Origin of the sequence: Pseudomonas sp. SCB32, from assembly GCF_009189165.1 — a bacterium.
GTDB lineage: Bacteria > Pseudomonadota > Gammaproteobacteria > Pseudomonadales > Pseudomonadaceae > Pseudomonas.
Map to the genome: position 1 here is coordinate 1,184,855 of NZ_CP045118.1, position 22,230 is coordinate 1,207,084.

Genomic DNA, 22,230 nt, shown 5'->3' on the forward strand with positions numbered 1-22,230 from the left:
TTCGCTGGCGCAGCAAGCGCCATATCCACGACTACGGACGCCTAGGCGCCGCGAGGAAGCAAATTATATGCCTGAGTCTGGACGCTTTGCCTAGGGGCTGTCGACCTTTCGTTACAACCTGATTATCGGGCAAGTGCGAGGCAGCGGGACGCGCGGCGCGGAATGAGGGTCCGGACCGTCAGGGAAGGAGGTGGGGCGCCGCCGGGAGGGCGGCTTCCGGGTCAGAGGCGGAACTCGTGACCCAGATAGACTTCCTTCACCAGATCGTTGGCGAGGATGGTCTCGGCGCTACCTTCGGCGATCAGCTGGCCATCGTTGACGATGTAGGCGGTTTCGCAGATATCCAGCGTCTCGCGGACGTTGTGGTCGGTGATCAATACACCGATACCCTTGGCCTTGAGGTGATGGATGATCTGTTTGATGTCGCCCACGGAAATCGGGTCGACGCCAGCGAAGGGTTCATCCAGGAGGATGAACTTCGGGGAGCTGGCCAGTGCGCGGGCGATTTCCACGCGGCGTCGCTCACCACCGGACAGGCTCATGCCGAGGTTGTCGCGGATGTGGTGGATGTGGAACTCCTCGAGCAGGCTTTCCAGGGCTTCCTGGCGGCCGCTGCGATCCAGGTCGCTGCGGGTTTCGAGGATGGCGCTGATGTTGTCGGCCACCGACAGCTTGCGGAAGATCGAGGCCTCCTGTGGCAGGTAGCCGATTCCGGCGCGCGCACGGCCATGCATGGGCAGGTGCGTGACGTCCTGGTTGTCGATGCGTACCACGCCCTGGTCGGCGCGGACCAGGCCGACGATCATGTAGAAGCAGGTGGTCTTGCCCGCTCCGTTGGGGCCGAGCAGGCCGACGATCTGTCCGCTGTCGATGCTCATGCTGACGTCGCGGACCACTTGCCGGCTCTTGTAGCTCTTGGCGAGGTGCTGGGCGGTGAGCGTAGCCATTACTGCGCTTGATCCTGCTTTTTCTTGGGCTGGATGACCATGTCGATACGCGGGCGCGGTGTGGTCACCTGGGCGCCAGTGGCGCGGCCTGCGTTGACGATCTGGCGCTGGGTGTCGTAGACGATCTTCTCGCCTTCGAAGGTATTGCCTTCCTGAATGACTTTCGCCTGGTCGATCAGTACGACGCGGTTCTGCGCGACGAAGTACTGGATCGTCAGACCGTAGGCCTTGGTGACTTCCTTTTCCGGCGATGGCTTCTGCTCGAAATAGGCAGGCTTGCCCACCGAGGTCACGACCTCGATATCGCCGTTCTTGTTCTGCTTGAGTGTGACGGTATTGCCGGTCAGCTTCATGCTGCCCTGGGTTACCACCACGTCGCCGCGATAGACGGCCACACCCTGCTTATCGTCCAGTTCGGCGCTGTCGGCCTGGACGCGGATGGGCTGTTCCCGGTCGGTGGGAAGAGCCCAGGCGGCGTGGCTACCGATGGCGGCAGCGAGGCTGAAGAGAAGGGGGAGGGTTTTAACGAGCCTCATGCTGACCTCTTACGTTGGACAGCAGGAGCATCCGGCTGTCTTTCAGATACGCTTTCATGCCAACTGCAGTGGTCACACCGTTGGGGTCGGTGATTTTCACGGGCTGGTCAGTCTGCGCATAGTCCTTGTCCGGGAACACCGTCATTCGCGTCGTGTTGAGCAGCAGTGAGCGCTGTTGCGCATCGGTGCGCGCTACACGCACGTCGTCGATCAGCTCGACTTGCTTGCCCGCGGGGCCTACTTCGGCGCGAACGCTCTGGACATGCCACGGCTGCGGTTCCTGCTCGCGATAGAAGTACAGGTCCGGCGTGGTGACCATGGTCATGTCGGTTGCTTTCATGTGTTCCAGTTTGTCAGCGGTCATCTCGTAGGCGAGCGTACCGTCGACGCGGTACTGCACGCTGTGGGGGTTGACCGCGTAGAAATCGATGGCGTCATTGGCCTGCGACTTGAGCTGGCGCTCGTTGAAGTCCAGGCGGACGTTCCAGTAATAGCCGAGCGCGATCAGCAGGACGGCAATCAGGGCGAGCAGCAGCTTCTGGCGGAGTGTCTTGGGCATGTTCGGCTCTAGAGGTACGCGCTCTGGGCGGCTTCGAGATTGCCCTGGGCACGCAGGATCAGCTCGCAGAATTCGCGAGCTGCACCTTCGCCGCCGCGTGCCTGGGTGACACCGTCGGCATGTTGGCGGACGAACGGGTCGGCACTGGCCACGGCCATGCCCAGGCCCGCCTTGCGGATGGCTGGCAGATCAGGCAGGTCATCGCCCAGGTAAGCGACTTCCTCATAGCCTAGACCGAGTTCGGCAAGCAGCTCGTCGAGCGCGACCAGCTTGTCTTCACGGCCCTGGAACAGGTGAGTGATGCCCAGGTTCTTCGCCCGGCGCTCGACCACCGGGCTGGAGCGGCCGGTGATGATCGCGGTGCGCACGCCGGAGGCCATGAGCATCTTGATGCCGTGGCCGTCCAGGGTGTTGAAGGTCTTGAACTCGCTGCCGTCGGGCAGGAAATAGAGCTTGCCGTCGGTCAGCACGCCGTCGACGTCGAAAACAGCCAGGCGAACAGCCTTGGCGCGCTGCAGCAGGTCGGCGCTCATTCAGATGACTCCGGCACGGGTCAGATCGTGGATATGCAGGACGCCCACCGGGCGGTCTTCCCCATCGACCACGACGAGCACGCTGATCTTGTGGTCATCCATGATCTTCAGGGCCTCGGCGGCCAGCATGTCGGGGCGTGCGGTCTTGCCGTGGATGGTCATGACCTGGTCGATGCTCACCTGGCGTACATCCAGGCCCTTGTCCAGGGTGCGGCGCAGGTCGCCATCGGTGAAGATGCCGGCCAGTGTGCCTGCTTCATTCAGGACGATGGTCATGCCCAGGCCTTTGCGGGTCATTTCCAGCAGCGCGCCGCTGAGCGAGGTGCCCAGCAGTACCTGGGGCAGCTCCTCGCCGACGTGCATCACGTTCTCGACCTTGAGCAGCAGGCGGCGGCCCAGTGCACCACCCGGGTGCGAGAAGGCGAAATCTTCAGCGGTAAAGCCGCGGGCTTCCAGCAGGGCGATGGCCAGAGCGTCGCCGAGCACCAGCGTCACCGTGGTCGACGAGGTGGGGGCAAGGTTCAGCGGGCAGGCTTCCTGCTCGACGCTGGCATCCAGGTTGACGATCGCGGCCTTGGCCAGCGGCGACTCCGGGTTGCCGGTCATGCTGATCAGGGTGATACCCAGGCGCTTGATCAGGGGCAACAGGGTGACGATTTCAGCGGTCGACCCCGAGTTGGACAATGCGATGACCACATCGTCACGGGTGATCATGCCCATGTCGCCATGGCTGGCTTCGGCGGGATGCACGAAGAACGCGGGCGTGCCGGTGCTGGCCAGGGTGGCGGCAATCTTGTTGCCGACATGCCCGGACTTGCCCATGCCGACGACGACCACGCGACCCGTGCAGGCCAGTAGCAGCTCGCAGGCGTGGGTGAAGTTCGCGCCGATGCGCTCCAGCAGTGAGTCCACGGCGTCGCGCTCAAGACGGATGGTGCGTTGCGCCGAGTGAATGAAATCGTGTTTCTGGCTCATGTTCGAAATGGCGTGGAGCGAAGTGAAGGGCGAGATTATAACGGGAAAGCGCCAAAGGCTCATCACACACGTTCTTAATGTGAGCGTATTTTGCTGAACATTGCCTTAACGACCCCAGGGCGGGCCTTGGGGCGGGGCTTGCCGGAGTGCTATAGTTCGCGGCCGTTCGGCCTGTCACGCCGCGCCGTGCTCTCGTTGTGGGGGCGGGCCACAGGGACAGTGCCGTGATGCAAGGAGTTCTATGAGCACGAACGACCAATACGCTGTCGAGTTGAAGGGGCTGACCTTCAAGCGCGGCCAGCGTGCGATTTTCGATAACGTGGATATCCGCATCCCGCGCGGCAAGGTCACCGGGATCATGGGCCCTTCGGGTTGCGGCAAGACCACCCTGCTGCGGCTGATCGCCGCCCAGCTACGTCCGTCCAAGGGCGAGGTGTGGGTCAACGGGCAGAATCTCCCCACCCTGGGACGCAGCGATCTGTTCGATATGCGCAAGCAGTTCGGCGTGCTGTTCCAGAGCGGCGCGCTGTTCACCGACCTGGATGTTTTCGAGAACGTCGCCTTCCCGCTGCGGGTGCACACCCAGCTTCCTGAAGAGATGATTCGCGACATCGTCCTGATGAAGTTGCAGGCCGTGGGTCTGCGCGGGGCGGTGGAGTTGATGCCGGATGAGCTGTCCGGTGGCATGAAGCGTCGCGTGGCGCTGGCGCGGGCGATCGCGCTGGACCCGCAGATCCTCATGTACGACGAGCCTTTCGTGGGGCAGGACCCGATCGCCATGGGCGTTCTGGTCCGACTGATCCGTCTGCTCAACGATGCCCTGGGCATCACCAGCATCGTGGTCTCGCACGACCTGGCGGAAACCGCCAGCATCGCCGACTACATCTATATCGTCGGTGATGGTCGTGTGCTCGGGCACGGTACGCCGGATCAGCTGCAGCAGCTCGACGATGCGCGCGTGCGCCAGTTCATGAAGGGCATCCCCGACGGTCCCGTGCCGTTCCATTATCCTGCCCGCGATTATCGCGTCGATCTGCTGGGAGAACGCTGATGCGCAAGACTTCACAGCTCGAGCGAGTTCGTCTGCTCGGGCGCGCGGGCCTCGATGTCCTCGAGGCGCTCGGCCGTTCGACACTGTTCCTGGTGCACGCGATCTTCGGTCGCGGTGTTCACAGCGGCGCCTTCCAGCTGCTGGTCAAGCAGCTGTATTCGGTGGGCGTGCTGTCGCTGGCGATCATCGTGGTGTCCGGGCTGTTCATCGGCATGGTGCTGGCCTTGCAGGGCTACAACATCCTGGTGAGTTATGGTTCCGAGCAGGCGGTCGGCCAGATGGTGGCGCTGACCCTGTTGCGTGAACTGGGACCGGTGGTGACGGGTCTGTTGTTCGCGGGGCGTGCCGGTTCGGCGCTGACCGCTGAAATCGGCAACATGAAGTCCACTGAGCAGCTGTCGAGCCTGGAAATGATCGGCGTCGATCCGCTCAAGTACATCATCGCGCCGCGCCTGTGGGCCGGCTTCATCTCCATGCCTTTGCTGGCAACCATCTTCAGTGTCGTCGGTATCTGGGGTGGGGCGATGGTCGCGGTGGACTGGCTGGGCGTGTACGACGGTTCCTACTGGTCGAACATGCAGAACAGCGTGGTGTTCTCCAAGGACATCCTCAATGGTGTCATCAAGAGCGTGGTGTTCGCCTTCGTGGTGACATGGATCGCCGTCTTCCAGGGCTATGACTGCGAGCCCACCTCGGAAGGTATCAGCCGCGCAACGACGCGCACCGTAGTCTATGCCTCCCTGGCCGTGCTGGGGTTGGACTTCATCCTGACCGCTTTGATGTTTGGAGACTTCTGATGCAAACCCGCACCCTGGAAATCGGTGTAGGCCTGTTCATTCTGGCCGGTCTGCTGGCCCTGCTGCTGTTGGCCCTGCGGGTCAGCGGTCTGACGATTGGTAATACGGGCGATACCTACAGGCTGTATGCCTATTTCGACAATATTTCCGGCGTCACCGTGCGTGGCAAGGTGACCATGGCCGGCGTGACCATCGGCAAGGTCACCGCGATCGATCTGGATCACGACACCTATCGCGGGCGCGTGACCATGGAGATCAATCGCAAGGTGAATAACCTGCCGGACGACTCCACTGCTTCTATTCTCACTGCTGGTCTGCTGGGTGAGAAGTACATCGGTATCAGCGTCGGCGGCGACGAAGCGCTGCTCAAGGACGGCGATACCATCAAGGACACCCAGTCCGCCCTGGTGCTCGAAGATCTGATCGGCAAATTCCTGCTGAATTCAGTCAACAAAGACGACTCGAAGAAATGAGGACTCATTCCATGTTGAAAACCTTGCGTCGTGGCCTTCTGGTCGTGCTCGCCATGCTGCCGCTGTTCGCTCAGGCCGAGCAGACCGCACAGCAAGTGGTACAGCAGACCGTCGACAGCCTGCTGAGCGATCTGAAAACCAACAAGGCCAACTACAAAACCAATCCTCAGGCGTTCTACGACACCCTGAACCGTATTCTCGGTCCGGTAGTGGATTCCGAGGGCATCGCCAAGGGCGTGATGACCGTCAAGTACTCGCGTGGGGCCACTCCGGAGCAGATCAAGCGCTTCGAAGAGACCTTCAAGGGCAGCCTGTTCCAGTTCTACGGCAACGCCCTGCTGGAGTATGACAACCAGACCATCCGCGTGCTGCCGTCCACTGGCAAGCAGGACCCGGAGCGTACTGCGGTGAACATGGAAGTGGTCGGTACCAACGGTGCCGTCTATCCGGTGCAGTACACCATGATCAGCCAGGGCGGCAACTGGCGCCTGCGTAACGTGATCATCAACGGCATCAACATCGGCAAGCTGTTCCGCGACCAGTTCGCCGATTCCATGCAGAAGAACGGCAATGACCTGGAAAAAACCATCGCTGGTTGGGGTCAGGTGGTTGCTCGTGCCCAGGAATCGGCCAAGGGCCAGAAGTCGGAAGGCGGCGCCCAATGAGTCAAGGCAGCGTCACGCAGCGCGCCGATGGCGAGCTCGTGCTGGCCGGCGTTCTGGACTACAGCACCGGGCCCGCGCTGCGCGATCAGGGCGGTTGCCTGATTGCCGCGAGCAAGGCCAACGCACTGCGCCTGGATTGCTCGGCGGTGGAGCGCTCCAGCAGCGTCGGATTGTCGCTGCTGCTGTCCTTCACCCGTGATGCGCACAAGGCGGGTAAGGCGCTGCAGATCGTCGGTATGCCCAAGGACATGCAGGAAATCGCCGGGGTTGGCGGTCTCCTGGAGATCCTGCCGCTGCAGCACTGACGCACGAAAGAAGGCCCTCCGTCCGCGACTTCCCCTGCCGGGGTTCGCAGGCGGGGGGCTTTTTTGTATCATGGCCGACCCGCGCGCGTAGGGCGCCGAACGAGGTTGAGCATGCAGGCCGTAGAAGTCAAAAACTTCCTGGAAACGAAACTGCCAGGTACCCAGGTTGAAGTGGAAGGTGAAGGCTGCAACTTCCAGTTGAACCTGATCAGCGATGAGCTGGCCGGCCTGAGCCCGGTAAAACGCCAGCAGCAGATCTATGCCCACCTGAACGAGTGGATCGCCTCGGGCGCCATCCATGCCGTCACCATGAAATTCTTCAGCCGCGCCGCCTGGGCCGAGCGTTCCTGAGCCCACGGGGAATCATTGCAATGGATAAACTGATCATTACCGGCGGCACTCGTCTCGATGGCGAGATCCGCATCTCCGGCGCCAAGAACTCCGCGCTGCCGATCCTCGCCGCGACCCTGCTGGCGGACACCCCGGTGACCGTCTGCAACCTGCCGCACCTGCACGACATCACCACCATGATCGAGCTGTTCGGCCGCATGGGCGTGCAGCCGATCATCGACGAGAAGCTCAACGTCGAAGTCGACGCCAGCACCATCAAGACCCTGGTGGCGCCCTACGAGCTGGTGAAGACCATGCGCGCGTCGATCCTGGTGCTCGGCCCGATGGTTGCCCGCTTCGGCGAAGCCGAAGTCGCGCTGCCCGGCGGCTGCGCCATCGGTTCGCGCCCAGTTGACCTGCACATCCGCGGCCTCGAAGCCATGGGCGCGCAGATCACCGTCGAAGGCGGCTACATCAAGGCCAAGGCCCCGACCGGCGGCCTGCGTGGCGCGCACTTCTTCTTCGATACCGTCAGCGTGACCGGTACCGAGAACATCATGATGGCCGCCGCGCTGGCCAATGGCCGCTCCGTGCTGGAAAACGCTGCGCGCGAGCCCGAGGTCGTCGACCTGGCCAACTTCATCAACGCCATGGGCGGTGATGTGCAGGGTGCCGGCACCGACACCATCGTGATCAACGGTGTAAAAAGTCTGGGCGGCGGCGCCAAGTACAGCGTCATGCCCGACCGCATCGAGACCGGCACCTACCTGGCCGCCGCTGCCGCCACTGGTGGCCGCGTCAAGCTCAAGGATACCGATCCGACCATCCTCGAAGCGGTGCTGGCCAAGCTGGTCGAAGCCGGCGCGCACATCACCACCGGCAGCAACTGGATCGAGCTGGACATGAAGGGCCACCGGCCGAAGGCGGTGAATATCCGCACTGCGCCGTACCCGGCATTCCCCACCGACATGCAAGCGCAGTTCATCTCCATGAACGCCATCGCCGAAGGTACCGGCGCGGTCATCGAGACCGTGTTCGAGAATCGCTTCATGCACGTCTATGAAATGAACCGCATGGGTGCGCAGATCCTGGTCGAAGGCAACACTGCCATCGTCACCGGCGTTCCGCAGCTCAAGGGCGCACCGGTCATGGCGACCGACCTGCGCGCTTCCGCCAGCCTGGTAATTGCTGCCCTGGTGGCCGAAGGCGACACCATGATCGACCGCATCTACCACATCGACCGTGGTTACGAGTGCATCGAAGAGAAACTGCAACTGCTCGGGGCGAAGATTCGCCGCGTGCCGGGCTAGGGCTGAGCCAGAAAATGCTGACGATTGCCCTGTCCAAGGGCCGTATCCTCGACGACACCCTGCCGCTGCTCGCAGCGGCAGGCATCGTGCCGACCGAGAATCCGGACAAGAGCCGCAAGCTGATCATCCCCACCACCCTCGATGATGTGCGCCTGCTGATCGTGCGCGCCACCGATGTGCCGACCTACGTCGAGCACGGCGCCGCCGATCTGGGCGTCGCGGGCAAGGACGTGCTCATGGAGTACGGTGGCCAGGGCCTGTACGAGCCGCTGGACCTGAAGATCGCCAACTGCAAGCTGATGACCGCCGGTGCGGTTGGCGCGCCGGAGCCCAAGGGCCGCCTGCGCGTGGCCACCAAGTTCGTCAATGTCGCCAAGCGCTACTACGCCGAGCAGGGCCGCCAGGTCGACGTGATCAAGCTGTACGGCTCCATGGAGCTGGCACCGCTGGTCGGCCTCGCCGACAAGATCATCGACGTGGTCGATACCGGCAATACCCTGCGTGCGAACGGCCTGGAACCCCAGGAACTGATCGCGCACATCAGCTCTCGCCTGGTCGTGAACAAAGCCTCGATGAAGATGCAGCATGCTCGCATCCAGGCGCTGATCGACACCCTGCGCGAAGCGGTGGAGTCTCGACACCGGGCGTAATTCCTAGCGCGGCCTTCTCGCCGCGCCCGTGACCGCCATGGATGGCGGGAATGCCGAAAACGCAGGAGCAGCTTTTCGGCCCTATCCGTGTCATAGCCAAATTTTCTCGGGTGCCCGCACGGAAGGCTTGATAGTCTTGCGGCGCCCGAGATCATGCCAATTAAAGAGGCCAGCTATGACCGCACCCTTCGCTATCCGTCGACTCAACGCCGCCGATCCGGACTTCGCGCGTCATCTGGACCATCTGCTCTCCTGGGAAAGCGTGTCCGACGAGTCGGTGAACCAGCGCGTACTCGACATCATTGCCGACGTGCGCAAGCGCGGTGATGCCGCCGTAGTGGAGTTCACCCAGCGTTTCGATGGCGTCGACGCCAAGACCATGGCCGACCTGATCCTGCCGCGCGAGCGTCTGGAACTGGCCCTGACCCGCATTACCCCGGCCCAGCGCGAAGCGCTGGAGACAGCCGCCGAACGCGTGCGCAGCTACCACGAGCAGCAGAAGCAGGACTCCTGGCGCTACACCGAAGCCGACGGCACCGTGCTCGGCCAGCAGGTCACCCCGCTGGACCGCGCCGGCCTGTACGTGCCCGGCGGCAAGGCATCCTACCCGTCTTCCGTGCTGATGAACGCCATTCCGGCCAAGGTCGCCGGTGTCGCCGAAGTGGTGATGGTGGTGCCGACCCCGCGCGGCGAGATCAACGAAATCGTCCTGGCTGCCGCCTGCATCGCCGGCGTCGACCGCGTGTTCACCATCGGCGGCGCCCAGGCCGTGGCCGCACTGGCCTATGGCACCGAGAGTGTGCCGCAGGTGGACAAGATCGTCGGACCGGGCAACATCTACGTCGCCACCGCCAAGCGCCACGTGTTCGGCCAGGTCGGCATCGACATGATCGCCGGCCCTTCGGAGATCCTCGTGGTCTGCGACGGCGGCACCGATCCGGACTGGATCGCCATGGATCTGTTCTCCCAGGCTGAGCACGACGAAGACGCCCAGGCCATCCTGGTTAGCCCGGATGCCGCCTTCCTCGACAAGGTCGCGGCGAGCATCGAGAAGCTGCTGCCGACCATGGAGCGTGCTGAGATCATCCGCACCTCGCTGACCAACCGTGGTGCGCTGATTCTGGTCGCCGACCAGCAGCGTGCCTGCGAGGTTGCCAACCGTATCGCTCCGGAACACCTGGAGTTGTCGGTCTCCGATCCGGAAAGCTGGCTGCCGAAGATCCGCCACGCCGGCGCCATCTTCATGGGCCGCTACACCGCCGAGGCGCTGGGCGACTACTGTGCCGGCCCGAACCACGTGCTGCCGACTTCCGGCACCGCGCGCTTCTCCTCGCCGCTGGGCGTCTATGACTTCCAGAAACGGTCCTCGATCATCTTCTGCTCCGCGCCGGGCGCTTCCGAGCTGGGCAAGACCGCGTCGATCCTTGCCCGTGGCGAGTCGCTGACCGCCCACGCGCGCAGTGCCGAATTCCGAATCCTGGAGAAGGGTGAATAACGCATGAGCAAGTTCTGGAGTCCCTTCGTCAAGGAACTGGTCCCCTACGTACCAGGTGAGCAGCCGAAGCTGGCCAGGCTGGTCAAGCTGAACACCAATGAGAACCCCTACGGCCCTTCGCCCAGGGTGATCGCCGCGATCCAGGGCGAGCTGAACGACACGCTGCGCCTGTACCCGGACCCCAACGCCGACCGCCTGAAGCAGACCATCGCCGAGCACCACGGCGTGAAGGCTTCCCAGGTATTCGTCGGCAACGGCTCGGACGAGGTTCTGGCCCATGCCTTCCACGCGCTGTTCCAGCACGGCAAGCCGCTGCTGTTCCCCGACGTGACCTACAGCTTCTACCCGGTCTATTGCGGCCTCTACGGCATCGACTTCGAAGCGCTGCCGCTGGACGAGCAGTTCCAGATCCGCGTCGAGGATTACGCGCAACCGAACGGCGGCATCATCTTCCCCAACCCCAACGCTCCCACCGGCTGCCTGCTGCCGCTGGAGGCCATCGAGCGCCTGCTGCAAGCCAGCCCGGACAGCGTGGTGCTGGTGGACGAAGCCTACGTCGACTTCGGTGGTGAGACCGCGATTTCCCTGGTCAACCGCTACCCGAACCTGCTGGTGGCGCAGACCTTGTCCAAGTCGCGCTCGTTGGCAGGCCTGCGGGTCGGCTTCGCGGTCGGTCACGAGGACCTGATCGAGGCGCTGGAGCGGGTGAAGAACAGCTTCAACTCCTATCCGCTGGACCGCTTGGCGCTGGCCGGTGCGGTGGCCTCCTTCGAGGACCAGGCCTACTTCGAGCAGACTTGCAGCGCGGTTATCCACAGTCGCGAGAAGTTGGTGGCGGAACTGAAGGTCCTGGGTTTCGAGGTGCTGCCGTCGGCGGCGAACTTCATCTTCGCCCGCCACCCGCAGCGCGATGGCGCCGAATTGGCTGCGGCCCTGCGCGAGGAGGGGGTGATCGTGCGCCACTTCAAGCAGCAGCGGATCAACCAGTTCCTGCGCATCAGCATCGGCACCGAAGAGCAGAACCAGGCGCTGGTGGATGCCTTGCACTTGAAGCTGTAAGGCATTCTCTGCACATGAAAACGGCGCCCTCGGGCGCCGTTTTCATTTTCAGGAGCGAGGCTGGCTTCAGCCGCCGCTCGGAGCCGGCGGCGGGCGCACGCCGACCTCGGCGTTCAGTGTCACCGGCTTGCCGTTGCGCAGCACCTGGATGGCGATTTTCTCGCCCGGCTTGGTGCGGGCTACCTGGTTCATCGAGCGGCGACCGTCGCCGGCAACCTCGCCATCGATGCTCAGGATGATGTCGCCCGGCAGCAGGCCGGCCTTGGCGGCGGGGCCGTCGCGGTAGACGCCGGCGACGACGATGCCGGCCTTTTCCTTGAGGTCGAAGGACTCGGCCAGTTCCGGGGTCAGCGGCTGCACTTCCACGCCGAGCCAGCCACGGATCACCTGGCCGTGCTCGATAATCGACTGCATGACTTCCAGCGCCAGCTTGGTCGGGATGGCGAAGCCGATGCCCTGGGAGCCGCCGGACTTGGAGAAGATGGCGGTGTTGATGCCGATCAGGTTGCCGTTGGCGTCCACCAGCGCGCCGCCGGAGTTGCCCGGGTTGATCGCCGCGTCGGTCTGGATGAAGTCCTCGTAGGTATTCAGGCCCAACTGGTTGCGGCCGGTGGCGCTGATGATGCCCATGGTGACGGTCTGGCCGACGCCGAAGGGGTTGCCGATGGCCAGGCAGACGTCGCCGGTGCGGATGCCTTCGGAACGGCCGAGCATGATCGACGGCAGGTCCTTGAGGTCGATCTTCAGTACCGCGAGGTCGGTCTCGGGGTCGCTGCCCACCAGGCGGGCGATGGTCTCGCGGCCGTCGCGCAGGGCCACGATGATCTGGTCGGCGCCGGTGGTCACATGATTGTTGGTCAGCAGGTAGCCTTCCGGGCTCATGATCACCGCCGAACCCAGGCTGGACTCCATGCGCTTCTGCTGCGGCAGGTTATCGCCGAAGAAGCGGCGGAACAGCGGGTCGTCGAGCATGGAGTTGCTCGGCTTGCTGACCATCTTGGTGGTGTAGAGGTTGGCCACGGCAGGGGCGGCGCGGGTCACGGCGTCGGCGTAGCTGACCGGGCCTTGCTGGAGGCGGCTGAGCAGCGGAGCTTGTTGCAGATGCACTTCCTGCTGCGGTAGGCCGACCCACTGGGGGTTATGCTGGATGATCAGTAGCGCCAACAGGACGCCAACCAGCACGGGCCAGCCGAGGAAACGCAGGGCCTTCAGCATCGAAGAAAATCCTTGGGGTTGCTTGGCCGGGGGATGGCCGATAGGGTGGCGGCCATTATACGGGCGGCGGGCCAAGAAAATAGACGCTCGCCGCGGATGTTGGAGGAATTTCGATGGCTATCGCACTGAGCACTCTGGTCGAGGAAGCCGACCGCTACCTGGATGCTGCGAAGGTCCAGGATTACTGCCCCAATGGCCTGCAGGTCGAGGGGCGCCCACAGGTGCATCGCATCGTATCCGGCGTGACCGCCAGCCAGGCATTGCTGGATGCGGCGGTGGAAGCGGATGCCGATGTGGTGCTGGTGCACCATGGCTATTTCTGGAAGGGCGAGAACCCCTGTGTGGTCGGTATGAAGCAGCGGCGCTTGAAGACCCTGCTCAATCGTGACATCAGCCTGCTGGCTTATCACCTGCCGCTGGACCTGCACCCCGAGGTGGGCAATAACGTGCAACTCGGGCGCCAGCTCGGGTTCGAGATCGAGGGGCCGCTGGAACCGGGCAATCCGCGCTCCATCGTTTTGGTCGGCTCGCTGCCTGAAGCCCTGCTGCCGAGCGACCTGGCGATCCATGTGCGCGACGTGCTGGGGCGCGAGCCGTTGCTGGTGGACGGCCAGCGACCGATCCGGCGCATCGCCTGGTGTACCGGCGGTGCCCAGGGCTACATCGACCAGGCGATTGCTGCCGGCGTGGATGCCTATCTGACCGGGGAGGTCTCTGAGCAGACCGTGCACAGCGCGCGGGAAAACGGCATCAGCTTCATTGCCGCCGGCCACCATGCCACCGAGCGTTACGGCGTGCAGGCGCTTGGGGACTACCTGGCCAAGCGCTTTGCCATCGAGCATCTGTTCATCGATTGCCCCAACCCCGCCTGAGGCCGGCGGAGCCGGCCCCGACAGGAGTGCTTACGGGGACTTGGCGTAGCGCTGACGCGCCTGGCCCACGGCCTTGCCCAGTTCCCACACGGCCATGGCGTAGTGGGTGCTGTGATTGTAGCGGGTGATCACGTAGAAGTTCGGCAGGCCGTACCAGTACTGGTAGTTGCTGCCCATGTCCAGGCGCAGCAGGCTGGCCTGCTGGTGGCCGTTGAGCGAGCCCTGCGGGCGCAGGCCGACGGCGGACAGGGTGGCGACCGGGTACATGGTCTGGAAGCCATTCTCCAGCGACGGCGCCTGGCCGCTGGCGGGCACCGCCACCATGTCGCCGCTGATCCAGCCGTGCTGCTTGAAGTAGTTGGCCACGCTGCCGATGGCGTCGCGGGGGTTCCACAGGTCTATGTGGCCGTCGCCGTCGAAGTCCACCGCGTACTGGGTAAAGGAGGAGGGCATGAATTGCCCGTAGCCCATGGCGCCGGCGTAGGAGCCGCGCAGCGCCAGCGGGTCGTCGCCTTCCTTGCGTGCCTGGAGGAGGAACTGCTCCAGCTCACCGCTGAAGAAGTCTGCACGGCGCGGATAGGAGAAGGACAGGGTGGCCAGCGCATCGATGATCCGGGTCTTGCCCATTACTCGGCCCCAGCGGGTTTCCACGCCAATGATGCCGACGATGATTTCCGGCGGTACACCATAGGTACGGTAGGCGCGCATCAGGTCGTTCTCGTACTGGTTCCAGAACTGCACGCCGTTCTGCACGTTCTCCGGGGTGATGAACTTCTTCCGGTAGCGCAGCCAGGCTCCGTTCGGACCGCTGGGCGGCGTGTAGACCGGCGCCTGCTGGTCCATCAGGCGGATCACCCAGTCCAGCTCGCGGGTCTGGGCGAAGACTTCCTGCAGGTCCTGCCGATTGAAATTGTGCTGGCTCACCATCTTGTCGATGAACCGCTGAGCGCTCGGGTTGTTGGCGAAGTCGCCGCGAAGCGGAGTGAGGGGCTGCACGGAGCCGAACGCCGGTTGGGCGCTGGGGCTGACGAGGGTCGGCGCCTGCGGCTTGGTGGCCGCTTGCGGAGCAGATGTGGGTTTGCTGCTGCACGCTGAAATCAGGACGAGCAAAGGCAGAGTGAGAGCGATGCGGCGCATGGGAAATCTTCTGGGGCAGGAAAAGTGCTCGCTATGCTAGCGCAGAGCGCTTCGCAGGCAAGCGCAACTCGCGAAGTACTGGCTCTCAATCTGTTGCAGGAAGCGTTTTCCGGATGATCGGCACAGGCGGGTGCAGGGATTCATTCGTGGGCGGGGCAAGCACGTCGTTCCAGGTTCGGATCGTTGAGTCGACGGTGCGCGCCAGGGCTTGCCGAGTGGACCCTGGAATGGCCTTCCGGCCGGCAATCCCGCGGGCTCCAGCAGTGAGCGCGGACGGCTATATGTGTATATTTTTTCGGTATAAAAGGCGCGCCGGTTAGAGTCCTGCGCTGTGTTAGAGTGCGCCCTCGTCTACGGCCCGAAGGCCGTCCATAAGCAATTCCGTGAGTAGCCATGGTCGACAAACTGACGCATCTGAAACAGCTGGAGGCCGAGAGCATCCACATCATCCGCGAGGTCGCCGCCGAGTTCGACAACCCGGTGATGCTGTACTCGATCGGCAAGGACAGCGCGGTGATGCTCCACCTCGCGCGCAAGGCCTTCTTCCCCGGCAAGCTGCCGTTCCCGGTGATGCATGTCGACACCCGCTGGAAGTTCCAGGAGATGTACAGCTTCCGCGACAAGATGGTCTCGGAAATGGGCCTGGACCTGATCACCCACATCAACCCCGATGGCGTGGCGCAGGACATCAACCCGTTCACTCACGGCAGCGCCAAGCACACCGACATCATGAAGACCGAAGGCCTCAAGCAGGCCCTCGACAAGTACGGCTTCGACGCCGCCTTCGGTGGAGCTCGCCGCGACGAGGAGAAGTCCCGCGCCAAGGAGCGCGTCTACTCTTTCCGCGACAGCAAGCACCGCTGGGACCCGAAGAACCAGCGTCCCGAGCTGTGGAACGTCTACAACGGCAAGGTGAAGAAGGGCGAGTCGATCCGCGTCTTCCCGCTGTCCAACTGGACCGAGCTGGACATCTGGCAATACATCTATCTGGAGCAGATCCCGATCGTCCCGCTGTACTTCGCCGCCGAGCGCGAAGTCATCGAGATGAATGGCGCGCTGATCATGATCGACGACGAGCGCATCCTCGAGCACCTCAGCCCCGAGCAGAAGGCCAGCATCCAGAAGAAGATGGTGCGTTTCCGCACCCTGGGCTGCTACCCGCTGACCGGCGCGGTGGAGTCCACCGCCACCACGCTGCCGGAAATCATCCAGGAAATGCTGCTGACGCGGACTTCCGAGCGCCAGGGCCGGGTCATTGACCACGACGCCGCCGGCTCGATGGAAGAAAAGAAACGTCAGGGCTACTTCTAAGGTTCTCGCACCATGTCGCATCAATCCGATCTGATCAGCGAGGACATCCTCGCCTACCTGGCCCAGCACGAGCGCAAGGAACTCCTGCGCTTCCTCACCTGCGGCAACGTCGACGACGGCAAGAGCACCCTGATCGGGCGCTTGCTGCATGACTCCAAAATGATCTACGAGGACCACCTCGAGGCCATCACCCGCGACTCGAAGAAAGTCGGCACCACTGGCGACGACGTCGACCTGGCGCTGCTGGTGGACGGCCTGCAGGCCGAGCGCGAGCAGGGCATCACCATCGACGTGGCGTATCGCTATTTCAGCACCGCCAAGCGCAAGTTCATCATCGCCGACACCCCCGGCCATGAGCAGTACACCCGCAACATGGCCACCGGTGCGTCCACCTGCGACCTGGCCATCATCCTGATCGACGCCCGCTACGGCGTGCAGACCCAGACCCGCCGGCACAGCTTCATTGCCTCGCTGCTGGGCATCAAGCACATCGTCGTCGCCATCAACAAGATGGACCTCAAGGGCTTCGACCAGGGCGTGTTCGAGCAGATCAAGGCCGACTACCTGCAGTTCGCCGGCAAGATCAACCTCAAGACCAACTCCCTGCACTTCGTGCCGATGTCGGCGTTGAAGGGCGACAACGTGGTCAACAAGTCCGAGCGCTCGCCGTGGTACACCGGCCAGTCGCTGATGGAAATCCTCGAGACCGTGGAGGTCGCGGGCGACCGTAACCTCGACGACATGCGCTTCCCGGTGCAGTACGTCAACCGTCCGAACCTGAACTTCCGCGGCTTCGCTGGCACCCTGGCCAGCGGTGTCGTGCGCAAGGGCGACGAAGTCGTGGCCCTGCCGTCGGGCAAGGGCAGCAAGGTCAAGTCCATCGTCACCTTCGAAGGTGAACTGGAGCAGGCCGGCCCGGGCCAGGCCATCACCCTGACCCTGGAAGACGAGATCGACGTCTCCCGTGGCGACATGCTGGTGCACGCCGACAACCGTCCGCAGGTGACCGACGGCTTCGACGCCATGCTGGTGTGGATGGCCGAAGAGCCGATGCTGCCGGGCAAGAAATACGACATCAAGCGCGCCACCAGTTACGTGCCGGGTTCCATCCCGAGCATCACCCACAAGGTGGACGTGAACACCCTGGAAGAGACCGCCGCCAGCGAACTCAAGCTCAACGAGATCGCCCGCGTGAAGGTCAGCCTGGATGCGCCGATTGCGCTGGATGGCTACGGCCAGAACCGCACCACCGGTGCTTTCATCGTCATCGACCGCCTGACCAACGGCACCGTCGGCGCCGGCATGATCATCGCCGCGCAGCAGGCGGGCCATGGCGCTGCTACCCATCACGGTGCAAACGCTCATGTAGCTCGCGAGGAGCGTGCAGCGCGCTTCGGCCAGCAGCCCGCTACCGTGCTCTTCAGCGGCCTCTCCGGCGCCGGCAAGAGCACCCTGGCCTACGCCGTGGAGCGCAAGTTGTTCGACATGGGCCGTGCGGTCTACGTGCTGGACGGCCAGAACCTGCGCCACGACCTGAACAAGGGGCTGCCGCATGATCGCGCCGGTCGCACCGAGAATTGGCTGCGCACTGCGCATGTGGCCAAGCAGTTCAACGAAGCCGGGCTGCTCAGCCTGTGCGCCTTCGTTGCCCCCAGTGCCGAAGGCCGCGAGCGCGCCAAGACACTGATCGGTGCCGAGCGCCTCATCACCGTCTATGTCCAGGCGTCTCCGCAGATCTGCCGCGAGCGTGATCCGCAGGGCCTGTACGCTGCCGGCCAGGACAACATCCCGGGCGAGTCCTTCCCCTACGACGTACCGCTGGATGCCGATCTGGTGATCGACACTCAGACCCAGTCGGTGGAAGAGGGCGTCAAGGCGGTCCTTGACCTGCTGCGCCAGCGCGGCGCGATCTGATCGCGAAGTGCTGAATAGAAAAGGCCCCGCATCTGCGGGGCTTTTTCATTGGTAGTCGCTGATCTGTCCCACGCCTGATGCGGAGTCGTCCGCTCCTACGGGAGCATTTCGGCGTTCCATGAAAAAGCCCCGCGAGTGCGGGGCTTTTTCTACGTAACGGAGACTCAGTACTTGCCTTTCAGCCCATACGTCTCGTCCAGCGTACCAGGGCCCTCGCTCGGCTTGGGCGCGTAGTCACGCGGCGCTTCGTTATTCGCCGGCGGGGTCAGGCGCTCGCGGCGCTCGGGGTATTCGTCGGCGTGCAGGGCGGCCAGCAGGCGCTGCTTGGTCTGCTCGTCCAGGGCCAGGCGCTCGGCGCCCTCGGACAGGTGATCCTGGACGTCCTGATAGCTCTGGGTGAGCTTCTTCATCAGGCTGGCGGAGGTGTTGAAGTGGGTCACCACTTCGCGCTGGTAACTATCGAAACGATCCTGCATGTCGTCCACCTGGCGCTGCAGCTTGTTCGGCGCGGCGTTGGGGAGCAGGCGGGCGATCAGGAAGCCGATGGCGCCCCCGACAATCAGGGCGAGTACCGGCAGCAACCAGGTGGTGAGGGACTGTTCCACGCGAATCCTTCCTCTATAGACGGCTTTGCTTTACGTTAGCGGCTTGCACCTGTGCTTGTATACCGTGGCGAACGCTTCGCCGCCTGCGCAGGTATTGTGCTAGACGAGACGACCCGCCACGGGGTCACGGAGTTGTTGTTTGACCACCCGCGAAATCCCTCTGTTCCTCGACGGCCCCGACGGCCAGCTGGAAGCCCTGCATCTTGCCACACCGGACGCCAAGGGCGTCGCGCTGATCTGCCATCCGCATCCGCTGTTCGCCGGCACCATGCAGAACAAGGTGGTCGCCACCCTGCAACGCGCCGCACGGGATGCAGGATACGCCACGCTTCGTTTCAATTTTCGTGGCGTTGGTCAGAGCGGTGGCAGTTATGCCGAAGGTCGCGGCGAGATCGATGACGCGCTTGCCGCCGCGCGCTGGCTGGCCGAGCAGCATCCGGGCCTGCCGCTGACGCTGATGGGGTTCTCCTTCGGTTCCTGCGTGGCCGGCAACGCCGCCGAGCGCCTGGAAGAGGAGGGCGCCGCCCTGGCGCAACTGTTCATGCTGGCGCCGCCGGTGGAGCGCTTCGACGTCGACCTGCCCGAGCGCTGCCCGCTGACGGTGATCCAGCCGGAGACCGACGAAGTGGTCACGCCCGAGCGCGTCTACGCCTGGAGCGCCGAGTTGACCAAGCCCCATGAGCTGATCCGCGTCCCCGAATGCAGTCATTTCTTCCACGGCAAGCTGATCGAGCTCAGGGACCTGATTCAGGCCCGGCTCGCCTAGGCCGCCGAGCCGCGTTACCATCCGGCCCGCCATTTCAATTGTGTTGATTCCTGGATTCCCATGACGACCCGTATCCTGACCGGCATCACCACCACCGGTACCCCGCACCTGGGCAACTATGCCGGCGCCATCCGCCCGGCCATCGTCGCCAGCCGCGATCCGCAGGCAGATTCCTTCTACTTCCTGGCCGACTATCACGCGCTGATCAAGTGCGATGATCCGGCGCGCATCCAGCGTTCGCGCCTGGAGATCGCCGCCACCTGGCTGGCCTGCGGCCTGGATGCTGACAAGGCGACCTTCTATCGCCAGTCCGATATTCCCGAAATCCCGGAACTGACCTGGCTGCTGACCTGCGTCAGCGCCAAGGGCCTGCTCAACCGCGCACACGCCTACAAGGCCTCGGTGGACAAGAACGTCGAGGCCGGCGAAGACCCGGATGCCGGCGTCACCATGGGCCTGTACAGCTATCCGGTGCTGATGGCCGCGGACATCCTGATGTTCAACGCCCACAAGGTGCCGGTCGGCCGTGACCAGATCCAGCACGTGGAGATGGCCCGCGACATCGGTCAGCGTTTCAACCACCTGTTCGGCAACGGCAAGGAGTTGTTCACTCTGCCCGAGGTGGTGATCGAGGAAGACGTGGCGACCCTGCCGGGTCTGGACGGTCGCAAGATGTCCAAGAGCTACGACAACACCATCCCGCTGTTCGGCACAGCCAAGCAGCTCAAGGACGCCGTCGCGCGCATCGTCACCGACTCCCGCGCGCCGGGCGAGCCGAAGGATCCGGACAACTCGCACCTGTTCACCCTTTACCAGGCCTTCTCCACCCACGAGCAACAGGCCGCGTTCCGTGCCGAGCTGCGCGATGGTCTGGCCTGGGGCGAAGCCAAGCAGCGTCTGTTCGAGCTGCTCGACAACGAACTGGGCGAGGCCCGTGAGCGCTACCACGCGCTGATCACCCGCCCGGCTGACCTGGAGGACATCCTTCTCGTCGGCGCCGCCAAGGCCCGCCGCATCGCCACCCCGTTCCTCGGCGAACTGCGTGAGGCCGTTGGCCTGCGCTCGTTCCGCGAACAGGTTCAGGTGGCCAGCGAAGGCAAGAAGAAGGCTGCCAAGGCTGCGCGTTTCGTCAGCTTCCGTGAGGATGATGGCTTCCGTTTCCGCCTGTTGGATGCTGCCGGCGAGCAACTGCTGCTCTCCATCGCCTTCGCTGACGGCAAGGCCGCGGGCCAGGTGACCAAGCGCCTGCAGTCCGAGGAACTGGACCTGCATGCCGAGCGGAGCATCTTCAGCGTGCGCCTGGATGGCGAAGCCGTGGCCTACAGCCCGGAGTTCTCCACCGACGCTGAGCGCGACGCCGCCATGCAGCGCCTGCGCGAGGCGCTCGCTCCGCAAGAGTGAGGGTAGGCAGGCCGGTCCGACTACCGGCCAATTGCCAAGCAACGGGGGCGCCGCTAAAGTGTGCGCCCCCGTTTTCGTTACCTTGCTACCGATCATGACGCCTCTTCAGCGCTACCAGGAAGACCTTAAACGCCCCGATTTCTTCCACGACGCCGCGCAAGCGAACGCCGTGAAGCACCTGCAACGCCTCTACGACGACCTGGTCGCCGCCGATAAAGGCAAGACTGGTCTGTTTGGCAAGCTGCTGGGCAAGAGATCCCAGGAGCCGGTGAAAGGCCTGTATTTCTGGGGCGGCGTCGGCCGTGGCAAGACCTACCTGGTGGATACCTTCTTCGAAGCGCTGCCCTTCAAACAGAAGATGCGCACGCACTTCCACCGCTTCATGAAGCGTGTCCACGAGGAAATGAAGACCCTCAAGGGCGAGAAGAACCCGCTGACCATCATCGGCAAGCGCTTCGCCGACGAGGCACGGGTCATCTGCTTCGATGAATTCTTCGTCTCCGATATCACCGACGCGATGATCCTCGCGACCCTGCTGGAGGAGCTGTTCAAGAACGGCGTCAGCCTGGTGGCGACCTCCAACATCGTGCCGGACGGCCTGTACAAGGACGGCCTGCAGCGTGCTCGCTTCCTGCCGGCCATCGCCCTGGTCAAGCAGCACACCGAAGTGGTCAACGTCGACAGCGGCGTGGACTACCGCCTGCGTGCCCTGGAGCAGGCCGAGCTGTACCACTGGCCGCTGTCCGAGCAGGCCGAGCAGGCCATGAGCCGCGACTTCAAGGCGCTGACCCCGGAGTGCGCCGCGGCGACCCGCGATGACGCGCTGATGATCGAGAACCGCGAGATCCGCGCGCGCATCACTTGCGATGACGTGGCCTGGTTCGAGTTCCGCGAGCTGTGCGACGGCCCACGCAGCCAGAACGACTACATCGAGCTGGCGAAGATCTTCCACGCGATCCTGATTTCCAACGTCGAGCAGATGAACGTGGCCAAGGACGACATGGCTCGCCGCTTCATCAACCTGGTGGACGAGTTCTACGACCGCAACGTCAAGCTGATTCTCTCCGCCGAGGTGGAGCTCAAGGACCTGTACACCGGCGGCCGCCTGGAGTTCGAATTCCAGCGCACCCTGAGTCGTCTGCTGGAAATGCAGTCCCACGAATACCTGAGTCGTCCGCACCGTCCCTGATGGTTCAGCGAATGAAAAAGGCTGCCCTCGAGCAGCCTTTTTTGTTTTCGAGCGACGGGGGCGCTGATCGTGCCGAGCTTCCTGTAGGAGCGGGCCATGCCCGCGATCGCGGACAAAGTCCGCTCCTACAGGGAT

Annotated in this window: 24 protein-coding genes; 16 read left to right on the forward strand and 8 right to left on the reverse strand. The window is 63.7% G+C overall.

Translation table 11 applies throughout. The features are described 5' to 3' along the window. Nucleotides 1-221 precede the first annotated feature (221 nt). The 5 genes from lptB to GA645_RS05525 are packed head-to-tail and all read right to left on the reverse strand — an operon-like array spanning nucleotide 222 to nucleotide 3,550. Nucleotides 222-947: an LPS export ABC transporter ATP-binding protein gene (gene lptB / locus GA645_RS05505; RefSeq protein WP_152220669.1), complete on the reverse strand. Its 726-nt coding sequence runs from the start codon at nucleotides 945-947 to the stop codon at nucleotides 222-224. After that, on the reverse strand, nucleotides 947-1,483 hold the full coding sequence (gene lptA / locus GA645_RS05510; RefSeq protein ID WP_152220671.1) for a lipopolysaccharide transport periplasmic protein LptA: 537 nt from the start codon (nucleotides 1,481-1,483) through the stop codon (nucleotides 947-949). The genes lptB and lptA overlap by 1 nt, the downstream gene beginning before the upstream one ends. Further along, entirely contained in the window at nucleotides 1,470-2,042 is a 573-nt protein-coding gene (gene lptC / locus GA645_RS05515; RefSeq protein WP_152220673.1) for an LPS export ABC transporter periplasmic protein LptC, read from the reverse strand. Before lptC ends, lptA begins: the two co-directional genes overlap by 14 nt. Nucleotides 2,043-2,050: 8 nt before the next feature. Further along, nucleotides 2,051-2,575 (reverse strand): HAD family hydrolase, encoded by a 525-nt coding sequence (locus GA645_RS05520; protein WP_152220675.1) that lies wholly within the window; start codon nucleotides 2,573-2,575, stop codon nucleotides 2,051-2,053. Next, nucleotides 2,576-3,550, reverse strand: a complete 975-nt coding sequence (locus tag GA645_RS05525) for a KpsF/GutQ family sugar-phosphate isomerase (protein ID WP_152220678.1) — start codon at nucleotides 3,548-3,550, stop codon at nucleotides 2,576-2,578. It lies immediately after the preceding gene. A gap of 241 nt (nucleotides 3,551-3,791) precedes the next feature. Here GA645_RS05525 and GA645_RS05530 point away from each other — a divergent pair, with 241 nt between their 5' ends. The 10 genes from GA645_RS05530 to hisC all read left to right on the forward strand — a co-directional run bounded on the left by GA645_RS05530 (nucleotide 3,792) and on the right by hisC (nucleotide 11,685). Beyond that, nucleotides 3,792-4,601 carry an ATP-binding cassette domain-containing protein gene (locus GA645_RS05530; protein ID WP_152220680.1) on the forward strand — a complete coding sequence of 270 codons (810 nt, stop codon included), beginning with the start codon at nucleotides 3,792-3,794 and terminating at the stop codon, nucleotides 4,599-4,601. After that, on the forward strand, nucleotides 4,601-5,398 hold the full coding sequence (gene mlaE / locus GA645_RS05535; RefSeq protein WP_152220682.1) for a lipid asymmetry maintenance ABC transporter permease subunit MlaE: 798 nt from the start codon (nucleotides 4,601-4,603) through the stop codon (nucleotides 5,396-5,398). The genes GA645_RS05530 and mlaE overlap by 1 nt, the downstream gene beginning before the upstream one ends. Then, a complete protein-coding gene (mlaD, locus tag GA645_RS05540) occupies nucleotides 5,398-5,871 on the forward strand; it encodes an outer membrane lipid asymmetry maintenance protein MlaD (RefSeq protein ID WP_152220683.1) in 474 nt (157 codons plus the stop codon). Before mlaE ends, mlaD begins: the two co-directional genes overlap by 1 nt. A gap of 11 nt (nucleotides 5,872-5,882) precedes the next feature. After that, the gene (locus tag GA645_RS05545) at nucleotides 5,883-6,536 is read left to right on the forward strand and encodes an ABC transporter substrate-binding protein (protein WP_152220685.1); all 654 of its coding nucleotides are present in this window, start codon (nucleotides 5,883-5,885) and stop codon (nucleotides 6,534-6,536) included. Then, the gene (locus GA645_RS05550) at nucleotides 6,533-6,841 is read left to right on the forward strand and encodes a lipid asymmetry maintenance protein MlaB (protein WP_152220687.1); all 309 of its coding nucleotides are present in this window, start codon (nucleotides 6,533-6,535) and stop codon (nucleotides 6,839-6,841) included. Before GA645_RS05545 ends, GA645_RS05550 begins: the two co-directional genes overlap by 4 nt. A 111-nt stretch (nucleotides 6,842-6,952) precedes the next feature. Then, a complete protein-coding gene (locus tag GA645_RS05555) occupies nucleotides 6,953-7,192 on the forward strand; it encodes a BolA family protein (protein WP_152220689.1) in 240 nt (79 codons plus the stop codon). 20 nt (nucleotides 7,193-7,212) lie between these two features. Next, on the forward strand, nucleotides 7,213-8,481 hold the full coding sequence (gene murA, locus GA645_RS05560) for a UDP-N-acetylglucosamine 1-carboxyvinyltransferase (RefSeq protein ID WP_152220691.1): 1,269 nt from the start codon (nucleotides 7,213-7,215) through the stop codon (nucleotides 8,479-8,481). Between the two features lie 14 nt (nucleotides 8,482-8,495). After that, a complete protein-coding gene (gene hisG, locus GA645_RS05565) occupies nucleotides 8,496-9,131 on the forward strand; it encodes an ATP phosphoribosyltransferase (RefSeq protein WP_017518137.1) in 636 nt (211 codons plus the stop codon). A gap of 175 nt (nucleotides 9,132-9,306) precedes the next feature. Further along, the gene (hisD, locus tag GA645_RS05570) at nucleotides 9,307-10,626 is read left to right on the forward strand and encodes a histidinol dehydrogenase (RefSeq protein ID WP_152220693.1); all 1,320 of its coding nucleotides are present in this window, start codon (nucleotides 9,307-9,309) and stop codon (nucleotides 10,624-10,626) included. A 3-nt stretch (nucleotides 10,627-10,629) separates the two neighbouring features. Further along, a complete protein-coding gene (gene hisC, locus GA645_RS05575; protein ID WP_152220695.1) occupies nucleotides 10,630-11,685 on the forward strand; it encodes a histidinol-phosphate transaminase in 1,056 nt (351 codons plus the stop codon). A gap of 66 nt (nucleotides 11,686-11,751) precedes the next feature. Here the strand turns inward: hisC and algW are convergent, their stop codons facing one another. After that, nucleotides 11,752-12,900: a Do family serine endopeptidase AlgW gene (algW, locus tag GA645_RS05580; RefSeq protein ID WP_152220697.1), complete on the reverse strand. Its 1,149-nt coding sequence runs from the start codon at nucleotides 12,898-12,900 to the stop codon at nucleotides 11,752-11,754. A gap of 113 nt (nucleotides 12,901-13,013) precedes the next feature. Between algW and GA645_RS05585 the strand changes: the two genes are divergently transcribed. Further along, nucleotides 13,014-13,772, forward strand: coding sequence for a Nif3-like dinuclear metal center hexameric protein (locus GA645_RS05585; protein ID WP_152220699.1), 759 nt, complete (start codon nucleotides 13,014-13,016; stop codon nucleotides 13,770-13,772). Nucleotides 13,773-13,802: 30 nt separating this feature from the next. Here GA645_RS05585 and mltB read toward each other — a convergent pair whose 3' ends face one another. Beyond that, entirely contained in the window at nucleotides 13,803-14,909 is a 1,107-nt protein-coding gene (gene mltB, locus GA645_RS05590; protein WP_152220701.1) for a lytic murein transglycosylase B, read from the reverse strand. 393 nt (nucleotides 14,910-15,302) lie between these two features. On the opposite strand from mltB, the gene cysD reads away from it, so the two are divergent. Both cysD and cysN read left to right on the forward strand, forming a co-directional pair. Beyond that, nucleotides 15,303-16,220 carry a sulfate adenylyltransferase subunit CysD gene (cysD, locus tag GA645_RS05595; RefSeq protein WP_152220703.1) on the forward strand — a complete coding sequence of 306 codons (918 nt, stop codon included), beginning with the start codon at nucleotides 15,303-15,305 and terminating at the stop codon, nucleotides 16,218-16,220. A 12-nt stretch (nucleotides 16,221-16,232) separates the two neighbouring features. After that, nucleotides 16,233-18,134: a sulfate adenylyltransferase subunit CysN gene (cysN, locus tag GA645_RS05600; RefSeq protein ID WP_152220705.1), complete on the forward strand. Its 1,902-nt coding sequence runs from the start codon at nucleotides 16,233-16,235 to the stop codon at nucleotides 18,132-18,134. A 164-nt stretch (nucleotides 18,135-18,298) separates the two neighbouring features. Here the strand turns inward: cysN and GA645_RS05605 are convergent, their stop codons facing one another. Further along, on the reverse strand, nucleotides 18,299-18,739 hold the full coding sequence (locus tag GA645_RS05605) for a YhcB family protein (RefSeq protein ID WP_152220706.1): 441 nt from the start codon (nucleotides 18,737-18,739) through the stop codon (nucleotides 18,299-18,301). A gap of 139 nt (nucleotides 18,740-18,878) precedes the next feature. Here GA645_RS05605 and GA645_RS05610 point away from each other — a divergent pair, with 139 nt between their 5' ends. The 3 genes from GA645_RS05610 to zapE all read left to right on the forward strand — a co-directional run bounded on the left by GA645_RS05610 (nucleotide 18,879) and on the right by zapE (nucleotide 22,095). Next, entirely contained in the window at nucleotides 18,879-19,505 is a 627-nt protein-coding gene (locus tag GA645_RS05610) for an alpha/beta hydrolase (RefSeq protein ID WP_152220708.1), read from the forward strand. Between the two features lie 60 nt (nucleotides 19,506-19,565). Beyond that, complete coding sequence (locus GA645_RS05615) at nucleotides 19,566-20,906, forward strand: tryptophan--tRNA ligase (RefSeq protein WP_152220710.1); 1,341 nt, start codon at nucleotides 19,566-19,568, stop codon at nucleotides 20,904-20,906. Between the two features lie 94 nt (nucleotides 20,907-21,000). Further along, on the forward strand, nucleotides 21,001-22,095 hold the full coding sequence (gene zapE, locus GA645_RS05620) for a cell division protein ZapE (RefSeq protein WP_152220712.1): 1,095 nt from the start codon (nucleotides 21,001-21,003) through the stop codon (nucleotides 22,093-22,095). Nucleotides 22,096-22,230: the final 135 nt, after the last annotated feature.

Bases quoted from the DNA above. Each gene is read 5' to 3' on its own strand.
- lptB (WP_152220669.1), bottom strand. From the start codon at position 947: ATGGCTACGCTCACCGCCCAGCACCTCGCCAAGAGCTACAAGAGCCGG.
- lptA (WP_152220671.1), bottom strand. From the start codon at position 1,483: ATGAGGCTCGTTAAAACCCTCCCCCTTCTCTTCAGCCTCGCTGCCGCC.
- lptC (WP_152220673.1), bottom strand. From the start codon at position 2,042: ATGCCCAAGACACTCCGCCAGAAGCTGCTGCTCGCCCTGATTGCCGTC.
- GA645_RS05520 (WP_152220675.1), bottom strand. From the start codon at position 2,575: ATGAGCGCCGACCTGCTGCAGCGCGCCAAGGCTGTTCGCCTGGCTGTT.
- GA645_RS05525 (WP_152220678.1), bottom strand. From the start codon at position 3,550: ATGAGCCAGAAACACGATTTCATTCACTCGGCGCAACGCACCATCCGT.
- GA645_RS05530 (WP_152220680.1), top strand. From the start codon at position 3,792: ATGAGCACGAACGACCAATACGCTGTCGAGTTGAAGGGGCTGACCTTC.
- mlaE (WP_152220682.1), top strand. From the start codon at position 4,601: ATGCGCAAGACTTCACAGCTCGAGCGAGTTCGTCTGCTCGGGCGCGCG.
- mlaD (WP_152220683.1), top strand. From the start codon at position 5,398: ATGCAAACCCGCACCCTGGAAATCGGTGTAGGCCTGTTCATTCTGGCC.
- GA645_RS05545 (WP_152220685.1), top strand. From the start codon at position 5,883: ATGTTGAAAACCTTGCGTCGTGGCCTTCTGGTCGTGCTCGCCATGCTG.
- GA645_RS05550 (WP_152220687.1), top strand. From the start codon at position 6,533: ATGAGTCAAGGCAGCGTCACGCAGCGCGCCGATGGCGAGCTCGTGCTG.
- GA645_RS05555 (WP_152220689.1), top strand. From the start codon at position 6,953: ATGCAGGCCGTAGAAGTCAAAAACTTCCTGGAAACGAAACTGCCAGGT.
- murA (WP_152220691.1), top strand. From the start codon at position 7,213: ATGGATAAACTGATCATTACCGGCGGCACTCGTCTCGATGGCGAGATC.
- hisG (WP_017518137.1), top strand. From the start codon at position 8,496: ATGCTGACGATTGCCCTGTCCAAGGGCCGTATCCTCGACGACACCCTG.
- hisD (WP_152220693.1), top strand. From the start codon at position 9,307: ATGACCGCACCCTTCGCTATCCGTCGACTCAACGCCGCCGATCCGGAC.
- hisC (WP_152220695.1), top strand. From the start codon at position 10,630: ATGAGCAAGTTCTGGAGTCCCTTCGTCAAGGAACTGGTCCCCTACGTA.
- algW (WP_152220697.1), bottom strand. From the start codon at position 12,900: ATGCTGAAGGCCCTGCGTTTCCTCGGCTGGCCCGTGCTGGTTGGCGTC.
- GA645_RS05585 (WP_152220699.1), top strand. From the start codon at position 13,014: ATGGCTATCGCACTGAGCACTCTGGTCGAGGAAGCCGACCGCTACCTG.
- mltB (WP_152220701.1), bottom strand. From the start codon at position 14,909: ATGCGCCGCATCGCTCTCACTCTGCCTTTGCTCGTCCTGATTTCAGCG.
- cysD (WP_152220703.1), top strand. From the start codon at position 15,303: ATGGTCGACAAACTGACGCATCTGAAACAGCTGGAGGCCGAGAGCATC.
- cysN (WP_152220705.1), top strand. From the start codon at position 16,233: ATGTCGCATCAATCCGATCTGATCAGCGAGGACATCCTCGCCTACCTG.
- GA645_RS05615 (WP_152220710.1), top strand. From the start codon at position 19,566: ATGACGACCCGTATCCTGACCGGCATCACCACCACCGGTACCCCGCAC.
- zapE (WP_152220712.1), top strand. From the start codon at position 21,001: ATGACGCCTCTTCAGCGCTACCAGGAAGACCTTAAACGCCCCGATTTC.